Here is a 19,321-nt window from a genome sequence, read left to right on the forward strand (position 1 = left end):
AGCCGGGAGATTACCTGATTTTATTTATAAAAACTATTTTATACCAATGTATTAATGTGAATTACTACAATCAATTTATATCGCTTCTACTATAATTATGATTAATAATAATTAAGTGAAAAATACTCTATCACGACAGGCCACTCACTCTCTGCCGTCGTGGTATGGCTGTAGCCGTATAAATTGATTCAAAATAAAGGGTCAGAAAAGAGAGTGTCGATATCGCATTGTCGTTTCCTACGAAGGGCTTTAGCCTGAGCCCATTTGTGCTCAATCGGGTTGAGGTCAGGAGAATACGTCAGGAGATATTCCAGAATAAAACCAGATTTTTGTATAGTAGACTGGATATCCTGGCGTTTGTGAAAGCTCACATTATCCATCACGATAACAGCCCCTTGAGGGATTTTTGGCAGTCAGTCTTGGGTTACCCACGCATGAAAAATATCGCTATTGATATTGTATTCAAAGGCACAAACGGTGGTTAATTTTCCGTTAAGCTGAGCGCCAATGACATTGGTACATGCTTTAGCGTGCCAATCATGTTGACCGTAACACCGCTTACCTTTAGCTCAATAGCCGTAGAGGCGGGGCATGTCATGAGCAAAACCGCTTTCATCAACGTAAATAATAGGGGTCTCGCTGGCTTCATAGGCCTGGATCTTGATCTGAAAATCTTCTCGGGATTGGGCGTTGGCTTTTGGATGATAAAATGTTTTTTTTATAGCTAAACCCTGCCCGTTTCAACGCATGGCAGATACCTCTAGCGCTCACTCCCATACGTTGGGCTCGCTCGTATTGAGACGCGTCAGGGTAGGTTTCCACATCAAGAATCAACGCCGCTCGAGCTATTTTACTGGCGGGTTTATCACGTGTCAGACAAGGTTCTATTCGTTTAGCCCAGCGCATCAGACTTGCGGTCCCAATACAAAAACGTGTGGCCGTTTGGGCATATGTAAGCTTTTCTTGCTCTTTAATAGCCAATACATGTTGGCGAAATTTTAATGGATAAGTCATCTTGAAATTATACATCAATTTATACAGCCTACGCTATATCCAGCCGATTTAACGCCACGCGGTAGTGTTTCCAGGCGTTAAGCGCTGCTATCTCGTCCTCAGTAGCAATCCCTAACTCCAGCGCATCTTGCAGGGGCGCGATTCTCGTCGTCGCTTCTCTAAGTAAATAACGGCGCTTTTCAGCACAAGCTTTCGTTTGCCGGGCAGTCAACGCCTGTTGATGCAGCGCCATCGCTTCCGGCCAGCTAAAACCCATTTCGGTCAGTTGATACGGATCGGCGGGAACATTGACGTATTGATAGCCATTTTTATCGGTGAGTGTTTCAAGATAGAGCGGTTCGTTCATCGGTTAACTTCCTTTTTTGGCTTCGTAGCGTTTGTCGTAGTCCAATGAGTATGGCAAGGTGGCATCTTCATAGTCATCACCCAAATTCGGATCGCTGGCAGCGAAAGATTTCGCCATATATCTGACTTCAAAGGCCACACCAATATGAACAGCATCTTCAACTTTGGTCTTGGTTTTGCCACCACCCGCAGTAGTATGGCGCGACATCTCGACTTTTCCCTCTTCACGAGAAGAAAAAATCCCACCAAAATTGCTGGTCACAAAATAGGTCAATCCCCCGCGCAAGTAACAGCCACTACGTGTCGGACAGTCAGCAACAGCGCCTGCGGTATAACCTGTATGAAGGGGATAGTTTCCATCAACCGGACGAACCACACTGAGCATGCGGAAACGAATGGCTTTGACCGTTTTGCGGTAACTTTGATGAAGACGTTTGATGGTCAAATAATGGGCATCGCCGCCCCAACCGCAATCTCCCCCTTCTAGTTGCACCAATAATCCTGCCAAATGTGTCACACCTGCCCCAAACGGGTTTTTATGCCCATCATAATGATAAGGCCGATGGATTGTCAGCCAACTGTTTGCGCCGGCATTCGCTGGGTTTTGCCACCACACGGGGTAATAGCGTTCTGTGCTCAGGCCAGTAAAATCAATGGTAGTCGTGTAACGCGGCTCACCGTCAAGGTCTTTGGCCTTAACGGTTTTTTGCCAATTGTCTAGTCTCACGACCCCCGTATCATCACCTTTCATTAGCGTGTTGGCCGTGGTGCCAACAGACATGCTGGCGGCAGCGGTTAAGCCCAGGTTTTTGATAAACAGGGACTTGTTGAGAATATCCGCTCCATTTTGCTCTTTTGCCAGTTTGCTATTGGCATTGTTATTCGCATCGCGGGCTAATTGATACGCGGTTTTTACGGCTTTGGGCGTTGCGGCGGCGGTTTCACTGTCACTATCAGTGGCGCTGCTGAGCGTGACAAAGCCTTTTTCTGTTTTACTCGCATCGGGGTGATTGCGGGATTTTTCATGGGCTGAGAGTAATTTATCCGCATACACTTTGACTTCAATTACCTTGTCATCAACGTATTGACGGGTTGCCAATACCACTGCCGGATCAATTTTTAGCGTGACAGCTGCGGTGCTGCTGACAATCAGTATCATGCGTGAGGTTTGCGTGCGACCGCTGCCTTGCTGGAGTTGTGGTTTGTAGGTTTCGGGGCAGTTAGCCAGCGCGATAAGGGTGTCGTCGCTGTCAAACAGGCCGATTTCACGGATCCACCATCCGCCTTCTGTCTCCGGGATCACTTGTTCTGCAATCAGTTGATGGGTATTGATGGGATCGAGGCTCAGTGAATTCAGTGCCGCGCGGCGGCGTTCACCGATAAGCTGGGTCTGGCTGGCTTCGGGCAGGGGCAAGCTGCCACCGCCGTCACCGACCGCCATTTGCGTGATTTTCAGCTGTGTTCCCAGTGCTATGGCATTAGCCAGTTTTGCGGTGCCCTGATGGGTGAGGACAGCATAAAATTTTTCGTTCATGAGGTGATACTCAGATTGTCAATGACATGGACGGCAGCGCCGTGATACGCGGTGCCGGTGACGGTAATCGTTTCAGGGAAATAGGGATAGACGGTGAGTTCATCACCCTCATAGCAGGCAGCACCGACACAGGCTGAACCCTGTGTATCCAGATTGATGGACAGGCCAATCAGATGGCGGCTACAGGGTTTAGCCTGCTCAATCAGGCGTTCCAGCTCGACATACATGGCTTCGGTGATACCGGTTTCGATGACCCCGATATCCAGTCGAAACGTCCCAGGGGGGTCGTTAGTTTGCCACCACTCGATAACCCGTATCAGGGTGCCGAGCGGTTCAACCATACGGCGCAGTGCTGCAATCGTCCCTTTGTGTTTATGCACATAAAAGGCGGTTTTAATCACCGCCCGTTTGGTCGCCTCTGACCAGCTTTCATCCCAGCGATCCACTGACCATGCCCACGCCAGATAAGGGAGCAACGCGAGCGGGCAGTTATCTGCATCCCACAATTGGCGCAGGGGAAGCGGTATCTCACTCAAGCCCGCACAGGCGTGAGCGGCTGCGATTTCTAATGCCGAGGAACCCACTGGCAACAAATGGTTATTCATTAATGTCTCCTCGTTAAAGAAGAAAAACTGACCCATCTCAGACAGCTATTCATCACAGCCGCCTATTTTCAAGCTATAACCTGTGCACCAGGCGGCCTGGGTTTTATCCAGTATCACATCACGTAAGGGGGCAGCCAGTTCTACCCGCTGTACCCCTTGACATGCAGGGCACCATAAATCGCCGACAAACGGATATCACGCCCTAAACGACGTTGCGTACTGATATAGGCAGTGAGACGATTTTCGGCAGCCATGCGGATCGGTTCGGCTTCCGGTTTAGGGTAGAGCGTGAGCGTGGCATCAATGCGGTAATCAATAATGGTTGCCGATTGTACGGTGAGGCGATCAGCGACGGGGCGGATGTTTTCATCATTGAGTGCGCTGTTAACCCGTGTTAACAGGTCTACCGAAGCAATACCGTTGTTTTCTCTGGATAATACCGTGATGGTCACGCAAGCTGGCGAGGGACTGATGGCGGAAGCATCGGCTACACGGCCATCGGCACTGAGAGCGTGAAATTCGTAAGCACCGGTCGAACCAGCAACACTTAAGCCTTCAAAGGCCTGTTGAATGCGAAGGCGGAAATCGGTGTCATTTTCTGTTATCAACGCCAGCGGCGGGATAACGTCAGGATTGGCTGCTTGAAGGATTAAGCGTTTAACCTGGTAGTTGGCGCCAATCTGATCGAGATCGGCGTCTTTGGCATAGGCCAACAGGGTGGCTTGCGCGGCTTCGTTGATCCGTTGGCGTAATAGTAATTCGCGGTAGGTGTTTTCTTGCAGTAGTTTGGTGATCGGCTCGGATTCATAGTTGAGCGTCTGGCTAATCGCTGCTTGCTGTTCCGGGGGAGATAAGGCAATAAATTGGGCTTTACGCTGCTTAAGGAGTGTTTCAAAATCCAGCGGTTCTACCACCTGGGGGCCGGCAGTAAGCTTAAATCCAGGTTAGGCATTATTTTCCTCCTATCGGTAAGGAGAGCCTGAGAGGAACCCCGGTATCACTGCGATGGCCGCGCAGGTCGATTTGCATGATGCCGTTGATGTCAGAGGTAATGTCGATGGCGCTCAGGGTGAGGCGGTTTTCCCAACGTAATAAGGCACTGTAAATGGCGGCCATCATTCTGAGGCGCAGTGCCGGACTCTGCGGGCTGTCGATCAGGGTTGAGAGCAGCGAACCGTAAGCACGGCGCATCACCCGTGAGCCTTGTGGGGTGATGAGAATGTCGCTGATCGATTGGCGAATATGCGCGATGTCGGTGATCACTTTGCCACTGTGGCGGTGCATACCAAGGTACGTCATCGGGGGTTCCCACTATTATCGCCGCCACTTTTTACCCCGCTGTGTTGATGGCGGTGTAGGGTAATACCGTTAGAGATCAGGTTATAGTAGGCGCCATGTAACGTGATCACTTTTGTTAATAAATATTAATTAATATCAATATGTTATTTCTGATTTTCATAATCAACTGATACGGCGCCTGCTATACCCCCGCTGTGGGTGAATTCTCCGGTGATTTTGCCACCCTGATTAACCTGTAAGCTGTCGGTGATCAGCTGTTGTGTGCAGGTGACAACCGGGGTATCCAGGGTGATAGCGGTAGAGGCGGTTATCGTTGCAGTTTTGATGCCTGTTAGCGCTAAGTGGCCGGTTTTTGGCTCATAATTAAATTGGGCACCGTCTGGGAAGGTGAGCATGATCGCATCCGGTGAGGCCGAAGGCGCAGGGTTAACATCGGAAAAGACCGCCGGTAAAACAAATGCGGTGGTCAATTCGCCACCCAGACTGAGGATCAGGACTTGTTCACCCACCGAGGGTGCAGACCAACTTTTGACACGCCCTGCATGTGAAGTGAGCCAGTTTAGCCAGTCGGTTTCTAATTCACCGGTTTTTACGCGGCATTGTCCTTGGGCCGTATCCACGGCGGATACCGTGCCAATCCGGATCAGGTTTGCCAGCAGGCGTTGATATTCTGCATGATTGAAGGTTTTCATGCCGTCAGTGTGCCGCGTGTGCGATATTCGGGCATGTTATTGGCGTTGTGTGGGGAGTGGGACAGGGGAGGAACTACATGTTGATTTGAATATCGATGACAAAAAAGACTATTTGATGTAAGATGCGTGATGATTGATGCTATTTGTGGGAGAGAATATGCGAACAACACTGGCTATTGATGATGATATCCTTGCGGCAGCTAAGGGGCTAGCAGCAAGACAAAATAAGAGTTTGGGAGCAGTGATTTCCTCACTGGCTAGGCAAGCATTACGACCTACCCATGTACCTAGTTATCCTAAACGTAATGGTGTTCCGCTGTTGTTAGTACGTAGTAACGGGATGTTAGTGACACCAGAGTTAGTGAACCAGTTACGTGACGAGTTACCGTAATGACGTTTTTACTTGATGTCAACGTGCTAATAGCATTGATCGATCCTGCTCATATTCAACATGACGCTGCACATAATTGGTTTAAAAAACAAGGGCAACAAGCTTGGGCTACCTGCCCGTTAACTGAAAATGGTGTACTACGTATTGGCATGAACGGTATCCAAATTCACCAGGCACACCTGCAGTGGTCGCAGAATTGATGACAACCTTGTGCTCATTGCCCGGTCACTGTTTTTGGCCAGACAACATCAGTTTATTGGATACGGAAAAACTGGATGTGACACGCTTACTAACTTCAGCTCAACTGACTGATAGTTATCTTTTAGCATTAGCTTGTGCCCATAACGGACAACTTGCTACTTTTGATCGACGTTTGGTGACAGATGCTGTGTATAATGGTGCACGGAGTTTGCATCTCATTCAGTGACTGCCTGTTGTTCAGATACAATACCCCCTACCCCACCAGATGCGCCAACGCAAGATCAGTGATCATTTCAATATCCCTGTCAGTCAACCCCAGTAACGGGCGGCTTTCGTAACGCACGGTCACGCCGTTGCGTGTCACTTTATCCCGCAGGCCATAATGATGCACCCGTGCTACTTGTGTGACCTGGCTCGCAAAACTCACCATAGCTTCATCGGCGTTACTGTGGCTCTTTAAAAACCGGGTTGTACGTAATTTGCTGAACATTTTGCGTTTAATACGTCCGTTTTTGTCACGCCGTTTTTTCTTGCGCGGCGCAAACGGGGTGCCATCGGGTTCCTGTTGTGCTTGGATGCGCTGTTTTTGCCGTTCCCGTAGCTGTTTGGCTATCTGGCGTGTGAAAGATTTTCTGCTCGCGGGTGATAATTGCTTCAACAGGCTGGCGAGCGCCTGGTTGAGTTGATCACGGGTGTTTATTGTTGCCATTGTGCCACTTTTTCCTCTTTGATAAAGAGTTCATAACGGCGATGTGTCGTATCAGGATCAAGCGGTTCATCCAGATGGGTGACCTGTAAAGCACCCTGTTCTTCTTTGACGATCACCCGTTCGGTCAGTCTGAGATTGATACTGATATCACGCAGGCTATTGTTTAAATGATCCGCTTCAAAGGTCAATCCTTCTGCGTGGGTAGCATGCTGCGCCATGATGTCCGGCTGATGCCGGCGTAACCAGTGTAAAATAGGCACAAATAGAGTATCGGCGTCGTCTGCACAATCGGTGATGATCAGATTGAGGGTGTATTGGTATTCAAAGGACAGGGACGACGCCAATGTGGAGACAATAGCGCCCCGATCAATAAAAATATGCAAGCTATCGGGATTTTGTTTGAGATAAGGCACGGCATCTGTCAGTGCCTTTCTTAGCAAAGTGGGTTTTAACATCGCGGGTTATCCTGGGTGAGTTAAGCACACTGTTTGAATGTAAGCCTGTAATCCCGCTATTTGCTGAGTTGCGGTTTTGATACGTTCTCGGAGATGGAAATAATGTTTGATAGCGGTGTCGTTAAGTCTGGCGCGGGTACCATCATCCAGGCGGGCGGCGGTGGCGGCGTGGGGCACGGGTTTGGGGCAAGTGGCGTTGAGCTGCATCCTACGGTGCTTATCATTAACATCACGTTCAAGGGCAGCCAGCTGAGTTTTGGCATCGGTTAATTCCTGTGTATAGTGACTGTCAATGGCCGCGAGCTGTTGGCGCTGTTTTTCCAGTGCCTGGATAAGGGAAAAGGCCGTATCGCGCTCTTGGGTGATTGTTTTGATGGCGATATCCTTTTCTACGGTTTCTTCGTGATAATAAAAAGCCGTGAGGAGTAATCCGCTAAAAATCAGTACCAGTACGCCGGTAACGAGTCGATTAAGCATCTAACCCCCAACAGCTGAGTACGCTTTCCTGTGCGCGTCTGAGAGGCTGACCCGCACAGTTATTGGCTCGAATACGGCAGTCTTTGCCACCATCGAAGATCCAGCGTTTAATTTCTGCACAGGCTCCGAGGGTGTCACCGGCATTGAGTTTGCGATAAAAAGTGGACGCCGTGCATTTACCGGCACCGATATTGTACGGGCAGAATGAGGCAATACCGGCTTTCTGCACGTCGGTTAGCGGCACCTTGATATGCTGCTCTACCCAGGCAATCGCCTTATCCACCTCCATTTTGTTAACCTGCTCGCATTTTTCGCGACTGAGTTGCAGCCCTTGTCTCACCGGCTGCCCATCAACCCGCGTCGCACCGCGGCAAATCGTCCACACGTTAGCGCCATCCTGATAGGCACTGAGTCGGTTGCCTTCTTTCTCTTGTAGGAATTGTGCGAGCAGGATCGCAGTACTGGCACCGGCTACAATTAAGGTCTGGATTTTTTTACTCAGTGGGCGCATTCTGACCACCTTGAGTACGTTGTTTACGTTGGCGTTCAGTCAGCTGTTGGCGCTGGAGGTTATGAAGCTCTTGTCGGCGGTGGTCTTCGCGCCGTTTGTAGTAACGGTTATTGAGGTACGTGCCTAGCGCCAACGCGACGCCGATCAGCGTTGCCCAGTCCTGTAATGTCCAGGCACCCAGACAGGTCAGCAGCCACGCTGATGAATAAGAAAGCCAAGAAGTGTGTCTGTCCATGCGGTGTTTTTCCGAGTATCAGTCCCACAGTTGGAGATGTTGTTTGAGGGGAGAGGGCGTCGGATCGGGCATGTCCACACCGTAGCCGTGCGGCAAGATAACGCCCGCGTCGGCGAGTCCCGGGTTACAGGCAAAGATTTGTTCCGTCACACCCTCGGTACGCTGGTAATAACGCCAGCATAAGGCGTCTACCGTGTCGTTTTGCTGTGCAAAGATTTTCATGACCGTCGCTCAAAGTGATTAATGGGTTCCATGTTTAAATGCGTTCGAGATTAAAATGGTTCAGGGTTAAATGTGTTCAAGATTAAACGTGTTTAACGTTAAATCAGCTCAATGGTGGTGCGAGTGAAGCCTTGTATGTCCTGGATTGCCCAAGCCGCATCACGGCGGAGGTGATCAATCGTCTCTTCCCGTGCTTCTGCCCGTTTCGTGCCCGAGGCCGTGGCATCAACGCTGCGAAACCGTTCCGTTACTGTGGCCTGTATCAGGCAATAGACAGCACGGCGGTAGAGGAGCAGGCAGCTACTTTCATTGCCTACCTGCTTCGCAGGCACCTCAACCAGTGAGGGATAGCCCGCCTGTTGTTGTTTTTTTCTCCATTCTGTAAGCCGGTCATGGGTTTCATTGAGGGCAACCTGTGCCGCTTCGAGTAAACGCGCTGGGGTGAGGGTGCCGTCCTGTCGCATGGCATCACGGTAGTGCTGGAGATCGATACCCGGCCAGAAGCCGTTGTTATTGATGAATTGTTCAGTTTTTATCCCTGCTTCATCCACTGTGGGGTTGATTGCAATACTGACCATTAACGTTCTCTCAATAAAAAGGCGGTGAACGGGCGCATTGATAGCAATACATTTGTCCTGTCAATTGCCCGTGCCGCCCGGCCGTTGGGCAGGGGGGTTAAGCAGCCTGAAGTAATTTTTCAAGCTGTTTGATGTCGGTTTTGACCCCACTGCGGCTGTCCAGGGTGAGTGCCTGCTTTAAATGGAGACAGGCGGGTTCATATTTCCCGTCTTGGCGCAGGGCGTAGCCGACCATTTTATGCAGACGGGCTTTGACCGGATCGGGCATGTCTTGCCCTTGTAAAAGATGTTGCGCCCGCAGCAATTGGACAGTATCAAGCGAGCGTTTTTTGAGCCATGTTCGGCTGGCTAACGCCGCCACTTCTTCGGCGATTAAACAAGCAGTGGAACGCTGGAAACTGTCCGGTGTAGCCAGATCGTGTTTGATAGCGTAGTCAGCAATGTCGAGGGCACGGGTGAGATCGCCGACATCCAGTTGCCAAATCAGCATGCGCATCAGGATCGCATCTTGCGTGCCTGTGCCGTTAGCCAGTACCCCGGCTACCCACGGGCTGTAGGTCGGTAACAAGCGGCGTTTGACTTCAGCTTTGCGGCTGATCGACACAATGCTTTTTAGGTGCAGTAAATCCTGCTGTAATTTAAACAGCAATAAGTCGTAGGTGCTGGCATGGCGCAGTCCCGCCGTCTCACGCGATGAGGCCGCTTGCTGGGCAGCAACAAACTGTTTATGGCGACGGACAGGATTGCTCATGGCGTGTTAATCCTCGGCAGGCGGCGTGATGTCGCCAATGACGATATTTTCAATCAGTGCGGTGCAGCCGTAATCTTCCACCACGTAGGCTTCATTGACTGATTCAAAATTTTCCACCCGATCACGTTTCGGGTTGTCAATGATCGCGCGACGGCGCGTCCCTTCCTGCCAGTAAATCGACAGGTTATCCAGACGGGTAATTAACAGCGCGTTAGCCGGGAAGTAAGGTGCGCGGACAGCGGGTAGGCCGCCGATCCGTTTTTGGCTGATGATCAGATCGGCTGCCAGGCTTTCGCTGTTGGCTTGGTTCTGGTTGATAATCGGAAAATATTTATCCGCCAATAACGCACGACCGCAAATCACCACCAGTTCGGTATCATCCTGAAACCATGTTTCAATCAGTTCATCGACCGCATTCATCACCAGTGCATCCAGATTGGCAAAATCCCCGCCTTGACCGATGCGGATGTTGTCTGACGTCACCGCCCCTTGTGCATTGATGATTTTATTCATCACCTGTGAGGCGGCCTGGGCGCGGATATGCTGTAACCAGCCGATATTGACATCTTGCAACAACGGATTTTGGGTCGCATTGGAGGTGGCTGCCCGTTTGATGCCGTTAAAGCCAATCATGATGCGATCTAAGGCTTGCCGTTTAATCAGTGCGTCACGGATCAACTGTTGAAAGTGAGGAAATTTTGCCCACATGTCCAGCTTTTGATAGCTGAGGGCAGTATCAAAGTTGGTTTGCGTGCAGCGGTAGGGGTGGTTATCCAGGCCAGTGGGATCGGCAGGGCTGCGTTCTTTTTCGCCAGTATGCGTGGTACTGGCAATCGGGCGTTCAATCCCTAAGCCCACTTTTTCGCCGGTTTGTTCATCTACCGGAAACAGGTTGATTTTTGATAAAAAACTGCTGCTTTCCTGTTGTTTGGCTTCCAGTCTTTGTGCAATCGACGGTTCCACGGTGAATTTTGCGGCGATATCCGTGGTGTTTTCCAGCGCATTGAGCGTCGCGACCTGGTGAATATATTGGTTAAATTGGCTGCGGGTGTGTTTTTTCATGTTAGCAATCCGTCAGGTGAGTTGGGTTGGCACCCGTGGTGACGGGGCGAGGGGTGAAACGCTGATCAGCACGGAGTAATTGGGTGTTCAGTGCCGTCAAGCTGTGCTGTGTTGTATGCTGTTCAGTTTGTAATGCCGTGACAGTGTTCTTTAGCGCCATCAAGTCAGCCAGTTTTTCGGTGAGCTGTTGCTGATGATTGGCTATCAGGGAAACGGCTTGATGGATATCCATGAAACGTGCGTCATCACTGAGGTGTTTTTTGCCAAATAAGGCTTTGACGGTGTTAAATAGCGCCGGTTTTTGTTCGGTTTCAAATTCCAGAGTGATTTCTTCCGCTGCGCTAAAAAGCGCCTCCGCCTGGCTTTTACGTGATGCCAGGGGGTTATGTTGACTGTTGGCACAGAACGTGAGCATTTCAGCCCCCAGTGAGGCTGGGTTGTCGGTAAAGGCAATACCGGTTAGGTAGGCTTTGCCGGTATCGGCGAATTTGGGCAGGTATTCAATGCTGGTGTACACTTTTTGCCGATTTTCTCGCAGTTTGACCAGTTCCTCGGTCGCATCTACCTGAACCAGTAAGGCGATTTTTCCTTTAAGCGGGCCGGCGCTAATTTCTTCATATTTTGCCGCAACGATATCGCCATACGCACGAAACGGGCTATCCGGTAACAGGCTTTTGATGTGTTCCAGATTGGCGCGTGCGCCGCGATAGGACGGGTTATAACTTTCCGCCATTTCAATAATGTGTTGCCGTGAAATGCTGCGCCCGTCACTGGTCGCACCCTCAACGGCGGCGCGGAAAAAGGTGGATTTTGCCATGCTGTTGGCTCCGGTTAATAATGATGGGGTCTAGGATGGCGAGCCGAGCGCGCGTGAACAATCCGCCGCTGTTGTTTCAGTGCTAGCACAGCGCGTAGCGAGAGAGGGAGGGGGTTTTGCACGGTAGCCTTGCGGGATCAACGCGACTATACAGGCTATTTTTGCATGGATACTTTTACCACGGACAGACTCACCACGGATACGCTCACAGCGCCCCCCCATTTAGATCCGCGCCGTCAAGCCATGTATTTATATTGGCAGGGGCTACCGGTTGCGCGTATCGCTGAAATCTTAGGCATCAAGGCGACGACGCTACACAGTTGGAAACGCCGTGACCAGTGGGATAAGTATGGCGCGTTGGAAAAGATGCAACTCACTACCGCCGTGCGCTATTGTCAGTTGGTGGCTATCGAGGCAAAGAGTGGCCGTGATTTCAAAGAGTTGGATGCCCTTGGGAGGCAGGCAGAACGGCATGCCCGTATCGGCAAATACAATAACGGGGGCAATGAAGCCGATCTCAATCCGAACCGAGCCGCTCTCCTTCGAGGAAAACGTAAGGCGTCGGTGAAAAATGTTTTTTCAGAGGAACAAATTGGCCAGCTGGCGACTTTATTTCAGGCGTCCTTGTTTGCTTATCAGCGTGCGTGGTATCAGGCGGGTTTGGATGATCGTTTTCGCCTGCGTAATCTACTGAAATCGCGGCAAATCGGGGCGACGTTTTATTTTGCCCGTGAAGCCTTGCTTGATGCGTTGACCACAGGGCGTAATCAGATGTTTATTTCCGCGTCTAAGGCGCAAGCCCATCAGTTTAAACATTATATCGTCGATTTCGCCGCCGAAGTGGGCGTAGCGCTGCGCGGTGATCCGATTTGTCTGCCCAATGGGGCTGAACTGCATTTTTTAGGCACTAATACCAATACTGCGCAGGGGCGCTCCGGGTGTTTGTATGTCGATGAGTATTTTTGGATCCCCGGCTTTAAGAAGCTACGTCGTGCTGCCTCGGGCATGGCATCACAAAAACGGTATCGGCAAACCTATTTTTCTACGCCCTCGAGTGTCAATCATGAAGCCTATCCGTTCTGGAATGGCACCTTGTTTAATCAGGGACGCGAGAAAAATCAACGCATTGAGGTCGATACCAGTTATCCGCATTTGGCCGCGGGGGCACTGTGTGCAGACGGGCAGTACAAGCAGATTGTGACCCTTGAGGATGCGCTGGCCGGTGGCTGTGATCGCTTTGATATCGCGCAATTGTGGCGTGAGAACAGTGATGACGATTTTGATAATCTGTTTATGTGTCAGTTTATCGACGATGCACACTCGGTGTTCCCGATGAAGGAAATGCAACGTTGTATGGTCGACAGCTGGGAGCACTGGCCGGATGTGAAATTACTGGCCGCGCGACCTTACGGGCATCAACCGGTGTGGATTGGCTACGACCCGGCCAGTACCGGCGATGCCTCCGGTTGTGCGGTGATGGCGCCGCCCAAGGTGGCAGGCGGGAAATTTAGGGTGCTGGAACGTTTTCAATGGCACGGTATGGATTTTTCCGAGCAGGCGCGGCATATCCAGACACTGACTGAGCGCTATAACGTGAGCTATATCGGCATTGATGATACCGGCCTGGGGCGATCTGTGACCCAGCTGGTCAGGCAATTTTTCCCTGCGGTGCAGGCGATCCATTATACCGTCGAGATGAAAACCGATCTGATTTATAAGGCCAAGGATGTGATCACCTCGGGCAGACTGGAATTTGATGCCGGTGCGATGGATATCGCCAAGGCGTTTATGTCAATCCGCAAAACCTTGACCGCCAGTGGTCAGCGCGCCACCTATGTCACCAACCGCGCCGAGGGCACCAGTCATGGCGATGTCGCCTGGGCGATTATGCATGCGCTGTTTAACGAACCCCTGGCCGGTATCACTGTCAATAACAGCAGTTTTATGGAGCCATTTTAATGGCTAATAGGAAACAGAATACGATGCAGCGGGTAGAGGCGTTTACCTTTGGCGACCCGGTGCCGATGCTCGATCAGCGGGATATGCTGGATTATCTGGAGTGTGCCGTTGTTGACCACTGGTATGAACCACCGGTGTCGTTTCATGGGCTGGCAAAATCCTTTCGTGCCGCCGTGCACCACAGTTCACCGATTTATATGAAGCGTAATTTGCTGGTGAGTCTGTTTCAACCGCATCGCTGGTTATCTAAGCAAGATTTTAGCCGCTATGCGTTGGATTTTTTGGTGTTTGCCAATGCGTTTTTAGAAGTGCGCACTAATCGTTTGGGCGGGGTACTAAAACTGGTGCCCAGTCCGGCAAAATATACCCGCTGCGGCGTTGAAGCCGGCACCCATTGGTATGTGCAATCCTGGGCCGCGCCGCATTTATTTGCTGAAAATAGCGTCTTTCACCTGCTCGATCCAGATATTAATCAGGAAATTTACGGTGTACCGGATTATCTGGCGGCACTGAATTCAACCTGGCTGAATGAAGCCGCGACACTGTTTCGGCGTAAGTATTATCTCAATGGCAGTCATGCCGGTTTTATTTTGTACATGAACGATGCGGCGCATAAACAGGAGGACATTGACCGCTTACGGCAGGCGTTGAAGGACTCAAAAGGCCCGGGGAATTTTCGTAATTTATTTATGTATGCCCCGGGCGGTAAAAAAGACGGGTTGCAACTGATCCCCTTGGCAGAGGTGGCAGCCAAAGATGAATTTATCAACATTAAAAATGTGACCCGTGATGATCAATTAGCGGCACAGCGGGTACCACCGCAACTGATGGGCATTTTACCGCACAATACCGGCGGTTTTGGTGATATCGAAAAAGCGGCACGGGTGTTTGCCATCAATGAATTGGCACCATTGCAAGAGCGACTGAGTGAAATTAATGACTGGCTGGGCGAGGAGGTGATCCGTTTTAAACCCTATGAATTAGTCGACAAAGCCTCAGTGTAAACGTGCAAGTCTAGACTGCATGGATCTGCACGTTTTTTTGCAGCCTTATTTAAGGCTAAAACCCAGGCTACAACAGGTTTTATCACGGATCCACAGATGCATGAAAAAGCTGATTATTAAATACCCAGACCGCGGACGAGGGGAGCGCACGGCTTCGGGGTTGAAGAGCATTGCGTTTTGATGGCAGAAAATGCGTTTTTTTACCACGGGTGGAATATGAGGTGTTGTTAAAGACGGTACGATGACAGCACTATGGGATGATAAAGCCATTCGGGTGGTGAAAAATACCGGCAGGGCCCGTCATGCCTGCGCAGGTGTTAACCACTTTTCTGCGCAGGAGGGGGATTTATTGACGGATTGTTAACAGGCAGAGCGGATAAGGTTTTCTCATCCGTATAGTAAGTGAATAATAGCCGTATAAATTTTACTTAACGTTGATCAGCAGAGTGATAAATGTCATCCCCTGCTCTTTTTCCTATAGCGATCACAAGTAAAACGACGTCGCTATCATTAACTTCGTAGACTAATCTGTAACCAGACGCTCTTAATTTAATTTTATAGCGATTAGTCTTCCCACTTAACCTTGCTGATGGAATATGCGGATTGTCCAACCTTTCAGACAGCTTATTTTTTAACTGTTGTTTCAGTGTATGACCTAATTTATCCCATTCTTTTAAAGCGCGTTTTTCAAATTTTAACTTATAAATCATCTAGATTTACGCTCACAAACTCGGGGTTTGCCATTCGCTCATCAGCGATACGGTTAAGCTCAGCATCTTCGGCGAGTTCCTGATAGTAAGCATAAAGTTTAGGCGGTACACAATAAAAAGCGGGTTGATTACGATTAAGGATAGCGATGGCCTCACCCTCAGCGTCTGCAACCGTACCCATAGGGTTACGTTTGAGATCGGTAATACTGGCAGCCATTTCCGCTAGGATTTGATGAGCCATATGTTTTCCTCTATTTATAGTAAAAACTTATAATAGCACCTTTAAAGATGCGATATAAAGACTTATTTTTATACTCGCGTAATTTTGGCTTCTTAATCTGGTTCTGTTGAGCAATGTTAGCTGTTAAGCACAAGCCATCTTCCCAAAACTCCTCAAATCCTCATCGGAACCGCCTCTTTCCCTCGCTTTTTATTTTTGATTATTTTTCACGCAAGGGGACAGTTATTGCCACGAGTCCGAGTCCGAGTCCGAGTCCGAGTCCAAGGGACGGTAACCCCGTCCTGAAGGGCAACACCTAACCCCAGATCACTTTCTGCCTGATTAACAGGATGAACAGGCTGCTTATCACTTTTCGCCTTACGCACCTTTTTCCACGTATCCACATGGGTACAAATCCGTGACGCCATGCCCAGCCGGGGCGACCACACCCCGTAAATTTTCACTCCCTGCTCACCGTAGGCATTGGGCGCTTCACATTCGATATACGCCGTGCGTACAGTATGCTCTTTACGCGGGATAAACACCCCGCCTTGCTTGACAATATAGGTCGCCATACAACCGGCATCGGCAGCCGCTAGCACCTCATCCATCGGCTTATCATCCAGCAACTGCCCACTTTTTTTCGATGTTGATTTGCGCTGCAACTGACCGGCCAGTAAACGTAATTCACGGTACGTCTGGCGTGAAGGAATGCCAAAAAACTGAAATTGTCGTACCCGATGCAAACTTGCCCAGGCCACGGCATGTTCAACCGATTCATTAAGGGGCTTACCGGTCTCAATACTCAGTAACGGCTCACCGGTGGCCTTATCAATGGCGTTTTTTAGTACCGTGCTATCCATATTTTTGCTGATATATTTCGCCAGATAACTGGTGGGTGTGCCTTTACTCTTCAGCACCGGCTTGACATCAAAGCGTGGTTTGATATTTTTTCCTAGCTCCTCACGATCGCTACGGATCGCAAATTCACGTAACACCGCGGTAATGGCGACCCGATCTTTTCTCGCCATAAAACACAGCAAATGCCAATGCACGGTACCATCATGATGAGGCTCTGCTACCCGCACGCCGTACCAGCGCAGCCCCATTTTGTTCATCTTTTTGCGCACACCCGCAAACAGAGCGACCAGATAATCACTGCTTTCACGTACCGTATGGGTCGCCCATTTGGGATTAGGTTTACCGCAGGATAAGGTAGCGTGATAGCGCGACGGACAGGTAAGGGTATAAAACATCGCATAATCGCCACGCTGTTCTGCCAGATTTTCCAGACCTCTGGCGGTGGTCATCATTTCCAGATGACGTAAGTGAGGATTGCTGGTACTCGCGTTAACCACCTTTTCCATGTCCAGCGTCACCCCGTCCTCATTCACCAGTTCATGTGAGCGGATAAATTCCCGTGCACGGCGATCCTGCTCACGCTTACGGGTCAAGGCATCATAGCTGACATAGGCAGAAGCTTGTTTATGCACCAAACAAATGGCACGGTATTGCTCCTCACGCCATTCACAACGCAACCGCCACAGTTTACGTGCCCACCAGTCAGCACAACACAGCCGTGCCAGTGCGCCAGGGATCAGATGATAAGGCATTTTGCCACGGTGCTGGATATGCTCACGCAAACTGTGCCAATGCGGGGGTGTAATAGAAAACCGTTTAGCTTCCGCGGCCACACGCTGATAAAGTCGCAATATTTTATCCGGATCCGTATTATCATCCGGTAACACCTCGGCGCAGGCACAGAAAAACAGTTCCATATGTCCTGCCACCCTCGCTGCCACATTCTTTACTTCCTTTTGCATCAGTGTCGGTAAATCCAATAACACGCGTAGCGCAGGATAGTAGGTAACACGCTGATAATCCTCCGTCCTCTGCTTTTTACGCACGGTTTCAAGACGGTGCAAGACTGGCTTAATCACCTCCAATAAAAAGGTTTTGGCTCTTGCTTCACCGCCCTCACGACGCAGATAATCCAGGCGCTGCTGCAACGGCTGCTGGATAAATTTCGGCTGACGGCGTAAATCTGCTTGTATTGCTAATTCGGGATCAGCCTGCCACTTCCGTTTTATGTGATCGAGATGAGCAAGATGATTGGCTTGCGCCACCTGACGTTGCCAATAGGCTTCTATCCTCGGTTCCAGGATGGCAGGCAATTGCTCGCGCTCCCACATTAACGGAGAAAAAATGTGACAGGGGGCAGGATTGAGAGAACGCGGTGCGGGGATAGGGATTTCTTCTGAATAGAGGGTCATCGGTAACGGCCTTGTTTTTGAATAAAACGGTTCCCACGTCATCACGTGTTTATTTATTTCAGGTATGAATTAATGGCGTTAATCAGGAAGTCGATAATGCTCGATATACGTTATGCGATTAGGCAGTAATAATCTGCGTTTTATTCCTGGCCCTATTTCGTATTCATCTGGATCTAATAGCGGGACAGGTTTAAACACCTCGTGGCACGTTCTAAAGATGTGTTGTATTGCATTATGCCAGTCTTCCATAATCTGATTGTCTACCCTCAACCCATGATGGCGGATCAGACTCTCAATGAACGCGGGGAAGGATGAATAACACGCCAAGAATTCAAGATAATTTTTGATGGCCTTTTTTGACGAATTAAAATAGATTTTCTTTTTATATAAAATAAACCGTGAGTTATTATGGGCTGATAACATAATCGTTATCGATATACAGGCTCATAATACGTCCTTATTTAGATGACAGGAATACCGACACAATAACGCGTCTGTTCATTTTAAAAATGAAGGGATGGTGTTATTCCGTCTTGTTCGGCAGCGGATCACAATCAATATACGTCACCCTGTCAGGCAATAAACTGATAACGGCACGTAAGCGAATAATCGCGTCAATAATATTCATCTGTTCTTCTGGAGATAACTGTTTAAATGCCAACGCATGCTTTTTCTTTTCAATACCGGCCAAATAATACAAAGCCCCTTTCATTTGCGGATCGGTTTCTTGCATTTCAGTGATCAGCGCGGGAATAACCCCTTTATATTTTGCGTCAGGAAATAACCCCCATAATAACGCGATGTGCTTAAGACTACATTGACGCTGTTCTAAATTCAGCGGGACGACACGTGCTGGCCCTGTATTCGCCATAACCCCTCCTTATTAAGCAAAAATCCCCATCAAATGTGCAAAACCAACGGCGGCGTGGTTTATTGATGACGGGTGTACTCATTCCTTTAATAAATTGTACATCCTGCGCATTAGGCTGAACATGGCGACCATCAGGGGTCTCCAGCCAGCCACGGCGATGACGGCGATGCGTAATGTGCAACGGGTTATCTGGCAATACGGCTACGGATGTGCAGGTTTTTATTAACATGGTGCCATCTCCATTAAGTGAAAGAAGTGCCGGAATGTTTACCCCGTCCGGCGCGGGTTTGTGTGGTACTATTTTTATGCCGGCTTCTGCTCTACCAAAGATGACGCCGGCATAACCTCCCACCACAACAAGGAAAATAGGTTGATGTTTAACAATA

The 19,321-nt window shown here is 49.7% G+C and carries 29 protein-coding genes and 1 pseudogene; 6 read left to right on the forward strand and 24 right to left on the reverse strand.

Annotated elements, in window-relative coordinates; genetic code table 11:
• Positions 1–188: 188 nt before the first annotated feature.
• The 9 genes and pseudogenes from CCS41_RS17495 to CCS41_RS01520 form a co-directional block, all read right to left on the reverse strand.
• Positions 189–380: a transposase gene (locus tag CCS41_RS17495; protein ID WP_240313877.1), complete on the reverse strand. Its 192-nt coding sequence runs from the start codon at positions 378–380 to the stop codon at positions 189–191.
• A gap of 265 nt (positions 381–645) precedes the next feature.
• Positions 646–1,014, reverse strand: coding sequence for an IS630 transposase-related protein (locus CCS41_RS01490; RefSeq protein ID WP_072549715.1), 369 nt, complete (start codon positions 1,012–1,014; stop codon positions 646–648).
• A 28-nt stretch (positions 1,015–1,042) separates the two neighbouring features.
• A complete protein-coding gene (locus CCS41_RS17005; RefSeq protein ID WP_119797034.1) occupies positions 1,043–1,360 on the reverse strand; it encodes a tail fiber assembly protein in 318 nt (105 codons plus the stop codon).
• Between the two features lie 3 nt (positions 1,361–1,363).
• Complete coding sequence (locus CCS41_RS01500; RefSeq protein ID WP_119797035.1) at positions 1,364–2,893, reverse strand: phage tail protein; 1,530 nt, start codon at positions 2,891–2,893, stop codon at positions 1,364–1,366.
• Positions 2,890–3,498 (reverse strand): phage tail protein I, encoded by a 609-nt coding sequence (locus CCS41_RS01505; RefSeq protein WP_119797036.1) that lies wholly within the window; start codon positions 3,496–3,498, stop codon positions 2,890–2,892. The genes CCS41_RS01500 and CCS41_RS01505 overlap by 4 nt, the downstream gene beginning before the upstream one ends.
• Positions 3,499–3,543: 45 nt before the next feature.
• Positions 3,544–4,450 (reverse strand): annotated as a pseudogene (locus tag CCS41_RS01510) (baseplate assembly protein).
• Positions 4,450–4,797 (reverse strand): GPW/gp25 family protein, encoded by a 348-nt coding sequence (locus CCS41_RS01515; protein ID WP_119797037.1) that lies wholly within the window; start codon positions 4,795–4,797, stop codon positions 4,450–4,452. Before CCS41_RS01515 ends, CCS41_RS01510 begins: the two are co-directional and overlap by 1 nt.
• A complete protein-coding gene (locus tag CCS41_RS17500) occupies positions 4,794–4,907 on the reverse strand; it encodes a hypothetical protein (protein WP_353962772.1) in 114 nt (37 codons plus the stop codon). The genes CCS41_RS01515 and CCS41_RS17500 overlap by 4 nt, the downstream gene beginning before the upstream one ends.
• A gap of 33 nt (positions 4,908–4,940) precedes the next feature.
• Entirely contained in the window at positions 4,941–5,489 is a 549-nt protein-coding gene (locus CCS41_RS01520; RefSeq protein ID WP_119797038.1) for a phage baseplate assembly protein V, read from the reverse strand.
• Positions 5,490–5,646: 157 nt separating this feature from the next.
• Here CCS41_RS01520 and CCS41_RS01525 point away from each other — a divergent pair, with 157 nt between their 5' ends.
• From CCS41_RS01525 to CCS41_RS16235, 3 genes are read left to right on the forward strand one after another with little or no spacing between them, the layout of a single operon-like run.
• On the forward strand, positions 5,647–5,880 hold the full coding sequence (locus CCS41_RS01525) for a CopG family transcriptional regulator (protein ID WP_119797039.1): 234 nt from the start codon (positions 5,647–5,649) through the stop codon (positions 5,878–5,880).
• Complete coding sequence (locus CCS41_RS16230) at positions 5,880–6,080, forward strand: PIN domain-containing protein (RefSeq protein ID WP_240313790.1); 201 nt, start codon at positions 5,880–5,882, stop codon at positions 6,078–6,080. Before CCS41_RS01525 ends, CCS41_RS16230 begins: the two co-directional genes overlap by 1 nt.
• Positions 6,080–6,307 carry a PIN domain-containing protein gene (locus CCS41_RS16235; RefSeq protein ID WP_240313791.1) on the forward strand — a complete coding sequence of 76 codons (228 nt, stop codon included), beginning with the start codon at positions 6,080–6,082 and terminating at the stop codon, positions 6,305–6,307. The genes CCS41_RS16230 and CCS41_RS16235 overlap by 1 nt, the downstream gene beginning before the upstream one ends.
• Before the next feature lie 27 nt (positions 6,308–6,334).
• Here CCS41_RS16235 and CCS41_RS01535 read toward each other — a convergent pair whose 3' ends face one another.
• From CCS41_RS01535 to CCS41_RS01580, 10 genes are all read right to left on the reverse strand, one after another.
• On the reverse strand, positions 6,335–6,790 hold the full coding sequence (locus tag CCS41_RS01535) for a phage virion morphogenesis protein (RefSeq protein ID WP_420836486.1): 456 nt from the start codon (positions 6,788–6,790) through the stop codon (positions 6,335–6,337).
• Positions 6,778–7,245, reverse strand: a complete 468-nt coding sequence (locus CCS41_RS01540; RefSeq protein WP_119797040.1) for a phage tail protein — start codon at positions 7,243–7,245, stop codon at positions 6,778–6,780. The genes CCS41_RS01535 and CCS41_RS01540 overlap by 13 nt, the downstream gene beginning before the upstream one ends.
• Positions 7,246–7,251: 6 nt before the next feature.
• Entirely contained in the window at positions 7,252–7,722 is a 471-nt protein-coding gene (locus tag CCS41_RS01545) for a lysis protein (protein WP_119797041.1), read from the reverse strand.
• Positions 7,715–8,233 (reverse strand): lysozyme, encoded by a 519-nt coding sequence (locus CCS41_RS01550; RefSeq protein WP_119797042.1) that lies wholly within the window; start codon positions 8,231–8,233, stop codon positions 7,715–7,717. Before CCS41_RS01550 ends, CCS41_RS01545 begins: the two co-directional genes overlap by 8 nt.
• Entirely contained in the window at positions 8,217–8,468 is a 252-nt protein-coding gene (locus CCS41_RS01555) for an HP1 family phage holin (protein WP_119797043.1), read from the reverse strand. The genes CCS41_RS01550 and CCS41_RS01555 overlap by 17 nt, the downstream gene beginning before the upstream one ends.
• An 18-nt stretch (positions 8,469–8,486) precedes the next feature.
• Positions 8,487–8,690 carry a tail protein X gene (locus CCS41_RS01560; protein WP_119797044.1) on the reverse strand — a complete coding sequence of 68 codons (204 nt, stop codon included), beginning with the start codon at positions 8,688–8,690 and terminating at the stop codon, positions 8,487–8,489.
• Between the two features lie 98 nt (positions 8,691–8,788).
• Positions 8,789–9,268, reverse strand: coding sequence for a head completion/stabilization protein (locus CCS41_RS01565; RefSeq protein WP_119797045.1), 480 nt, complete (start codon positions 9,266–9,268; stop codon positions 8,789–8,791).
• A gap of 97 nt (positions 9,269–9,365) precedes the next feature.
• Positions 9,366–10,019 carry a phage terminase small subunit gene (gpM, locus tag CCS41_RS01570; RefSeq protein ID WP_119797046.1) on the reverse strand — a complete coding sequence of 218 codons (654 nt, stop codon included), beginning with the start codon at positions 10,017–10,019 and terminating at the stop codon, positions 9,366–9,368.
• 6 nt (positions 10,020–10,025) lie between these two features.
• Positions 10,026–11,081, reverse strand: coding sequence for a phage major capsid protein, P2 family (locus CCS41_RS01575; RefSeq protein ID WP_119797047.1), 1,056 nt, complete (start codon positions 11,079–11,081; stop codon positions 10,026–10,028).
• A gap of 1 nt (position 11,082) precedes the next feature.
• The gene (locus CCS41_RS01580) at positions 11,083–11,898 is read right to left on the reverse strand and encodes a GPO family capsid scaffolding protein (RefSeq protein ID WP_119797048.1); all 816 of its coding nucleotides are present in this window, start codon (positions 11,896–11,898) and stop codon (positions 11,083–11,085) included.
• Positions 11,899–12,063: 165 nt separating this feature from the next.
• On the opposite strand from CCS41_RS01580, the gene CCS41_RS01585 reads away from it, so the two are divergent.
• The 3 genes from CCS41_RS01585 to CCS41_RS17010 all read left to right on the forward strand — a co-directional run bounded on the left by CCS41_RS01585 (position 12,064) and on the right by CCS41_RS17010 (position 15,225).
• Entirely contained in the window at positions 12,064–13,857 is a 1,794-nt protein-coding gene (locus CCS41_RS01585; RefSeq protein WP_119797049.1) for a terminase large subunit domain-containing protein, read from the forward strand.
• Entirely contained in the window at positions 13,857–14,861 is a 1,005-nt protein-coding gene (locus CCS41_RS01590) for a phage portal protein (protein WP_119797050.1), read from the forward strand. Before CCS41_RS01585 ends, CCS41_RS01590 begins: the two co-directional genes overlap by 1 nt.
• Before the next feature lie 241 nt (positions 14,862–15,102).
• A complete protein-coding gene (locus CCS41_RS17010) occupies positions 15,103–15,225 on the forward strand; it encodes a hypothetical protein (RefSeq protein WP_275887668.1) in 123 nt (40 codons plus the stop codon).
• A gap of 64 nt (positions 15,226–15,289) precedes the next feature.
• Here CCS41_RS17010 and CCS41_RS01595 read toward each other — a convergent pair whose 3' ends face one another.
• The 5 genes from CCS41_RS01595 to CCS41_RS01615 all read right to left on the reverse strand — a co-directional run bounded on the left by CCS41_RS01595 (position 15,290) and on the right by CCS41_RS01615 (position 19,080).
• Positions 15,290–15,571, reverse strand: coding sequence for a type II toxin-antitoxin system RelE family toxin (locus tag CCS41_RS01595; protein WP_119797051.1), 282 nt, complete (start codon positions 15,569–15,571; stop codon positions 15,290–15,292).
• A complete protein-coding gene (locus tag CCS41_RS01600; RefSeq protein WP_119797052.1) occupies positions 15,561–15,812 on the reverse strand; it encodes a type II toxin-antitoxin system Phd/YefM family antitoxin in 252 nt (83 codons plus the stop codon). Before CCS41_RS01600 ends, CCS41_RS01595 begins: the two co-directional genes overlap by 11 nt.
• A gap of 206 nt (positions 15,813–16,018) precedes the next feature.
• Complete coding sequence (locus CCS41_RS01605) at positions 16,019–18,106, reverse strand: replication endonuclease (protein WP_119797053.1); 2,088 nt, start codon at positions 18,104–18,106, stop codon at positions 16,019–16,021.
• A 481-nt stretch (positions 18,107–18,587) separates the two neighbouring features.
• Positions 18,588–18,935 carry a DUF5347 family protein gene (locus CCS41_RS01610; protein WP_119797054.1) on the reverse strand — a complete coding sequence of 116 codons (348 nt, stop codon included), beginning with the start codon at positions 18,933–18,935 and terminating at the stop codon, positions 18,588–18,590.
• Positions 18,877–19,080: a phage filamentation protein Fil family protein gene (locus CCS41_RS01615; RefSeq protein WP_240313878.1), complete on the reverse strand. Its 204-nt coding sequence runs from the start codon at positions 19,078–19,080 to the stop codon at positions 18,877–18,879. The genes CCS41_RS01610 and CCS41_RS01615 overlap by 59 nt, the downstream gene beginning before the upstream one ends.
• Positions 19,081–19,321 lie beyond the last annotated feature (241 nt).

Source organism: Candidatus Fukatsuia symbiotica, from assembly GCF_003122425.1.
Taxonomy (GTDB): Bacteria; Pseudomonadota; Gammaproteobacteria; order Enterobacterales; family Enterobacteriaceae; genus Fukatsuia; species Fukatsuia symbiotica.

Excerpts from the sequence above, each read along its gene's own strand:
- CCS41_RS17495 (WP_240313877.1), bottom strand. The coding sequence starts at position 380 with ATGGATAATGTGAGCTTTCACAAACGCCAGGATATCCAGTCTACTATA.
- CCS41_RS01490 (WP_072549715.1), bottom strand. The coding sequence starts at position 1,014 with ATGACTTATCCATTAAAATTTCGCCAACATGTATTGGCTATTAAAGAG.
- CCS41_RS17005 (WP_119797034.1), bottom strand. The coding sequence starts at position 1,360 with ATGAACGAACCGCTCTATCTTGAAACACTCACCGATAAAAATGGCTAT.
- CCS41_RS01500 (WP_119797035.1), bottom strand. The coding sequence starts at position 2,893 with ATGAACGAAAAATTTTATGCTGTCCTCACCCATCAGGGCACCGCAAAA.
- CCS41_RS01505 (WP_119797036.1), bottom strand. The coding sequence starts at position 3,498 with ATGAATAACCATTTGTTGCCAGTGGGTTCCTCGGCATTAGAAATCGCA.
- CCS41_RS01515 (WP_119797037.1), bottom strand. The coding sequence starts at position 4,797 with ATGACGTACCTTGGTATGCACCGCCACAGTGGCAAAGTGATCACCGAC.
- CCS41_RS01520 (WP_119797038.1), bottom strand. The coding sequence starts at position 5,489 with ATGAAAACCTTCAATCATGCAGAATATCAACGCCTGCTGGCAAACCTG.
- CCS41_RS01525 (WP_119797039.1), top strand. The coding sequence starts at position 5,647 with ATGCGAACAACACTGGCTATTGATGATGATATCCTTGCGGCAGCTAAG.
- CCS41_RS16230 (WP_240313790.1), top strand. The coding sequence starts at position 5,880 with ATGACGTTTTTACTTGATGTCAACGTGCTAATAGCATTGATCGATCCT.
- CCS41_RS16235 (WP_240313791.1), top strand. The coding sequence starts at position 6,080 with ATGACAACCTTGTGCTCATTGCCCGGTCACTGTTTTTGGCCAGACAAC.
- CCS41_RS01535 (WP_420836486.1), bottom strand. The coding sequence starts at position 6,790 with ATGGCAACAATAAACACCCGTGATCAACTCAACCAGGCGCTCGCCAGC.
- CCS41_RS01540 (WP_119797040.1), bottom strand. The coding sequence starts at position 7,245 with ATGTTAAAACCCACTTTGCTAAGAAAGGCACTGACAGATGCCGTGCCT.
- CCS41_RS01545 (WP_119797041.1), bottom strand. The coding sequence starts at position 7,722 with ATGCTTAATCGACTCGTTACCGGCGTACTGGTACTGATTTTTAGCGGA.
- CCS41_RS01550 (WP_119797042.1), bottom strand. The coding sequence starts at position 8,233 with ATGCGCCCACTGAGTAAAAAAATCCAGACCTTAATTGTAGCCGGTGCC.
- CCS41_RS01555 (WP_119797043.1), bottom strand. The coding sequence starts at position 8,468 with ATGGACAGACACACTTCTTGGCTTTCTTATTCATCAGCGTGGCTGCTG.
- CCS41_RS01560 (WP_119797044.1), bottom strand. The coding sequence starts at position 8,690 with ATGAAAATCTTTGCACAGCAAAACGACACGGTAGACGCCTTATGCTGG.
- CCS41_RS01565 (WP_119797045.1), bottom strand. The coding sequence starts at position 9,268 with ATGGTCAGTATTGCAATCAACCCCACAGTGGATGAAGCAGGGATAAAA.
- gpM (WP_119797046.1), bottom strand. The coding sequence starts at position 10,019 with ATGAGCAATCCTGTCCGTCGCCATAAACAGTTTGTTGCTGCCCAGCAA.
- CCS41_RS01575 (WP_119797047.1), bottom strand. The coding sequence starts at position 11,081 with ATGAAAAAACACACCCGCAGCCAATTTAACCAATATATTCACCAGGTC.
- CCS41_RS01580 (WP_119797048.1), bottom strand. The coding sequence starts at position 11,898 with ATGGCAAAATCCACCTTTTTCCGCGCCGCCGTTGAGGGTGCGACCAGT.
- CCS41_RS01585 (WP_119797049.1), top strand. The coding sequence starts at position 12,064 with ATGGATACTTTTACCACGGACAGACTCACCACGGATACGCTCACAGCG.
- CCS41_RS01590 (WP_119797050.1), top strand. The coding sequence starts at position 13,857 with ATGGCTAATAGGAAACAGAATACGATGCAGCGGGTAGAGGCGTTTACC.
- CCS41_RS17010 (WP_275887668.1), top strand. The coding sequence starts at position 15,103 with ATGACAGCACTATGGGATGATAAAGCCATTCGGGTGGTGAAAAATACC.
- CCS41_RS01595 (WP_119797051.1), bottom strand. The coding sequence starts at position 15,571 with ATGATTTATAAGTTAAAATTTGAAAAACGCGCTTTAAAAGAATGGGAT.
- CCS41_RS01600 (WP_119797052.1), bottom strand. The coding sequence starts at position 15,812 with ATGGCTCATCAAATCCTAGCGGAAATGGCTGCCAGTATTACCGATCTC.
- CCS41_RS01605 (WP_119797053.1), bottom strand. The coding sequence starts at position 18,106 with ATGACGTGGGAACCGTTTTATTCAAAAACAAGGCCGTTACCGATGACC.
- CCS41_RS01610 (WP_119797054.1), bottom strand. The coding sequence starts at position 18,935 with ATGGCGAATACAGGGCCAGCACGTGTCGTCCCGCTGAATTTAGAACAG.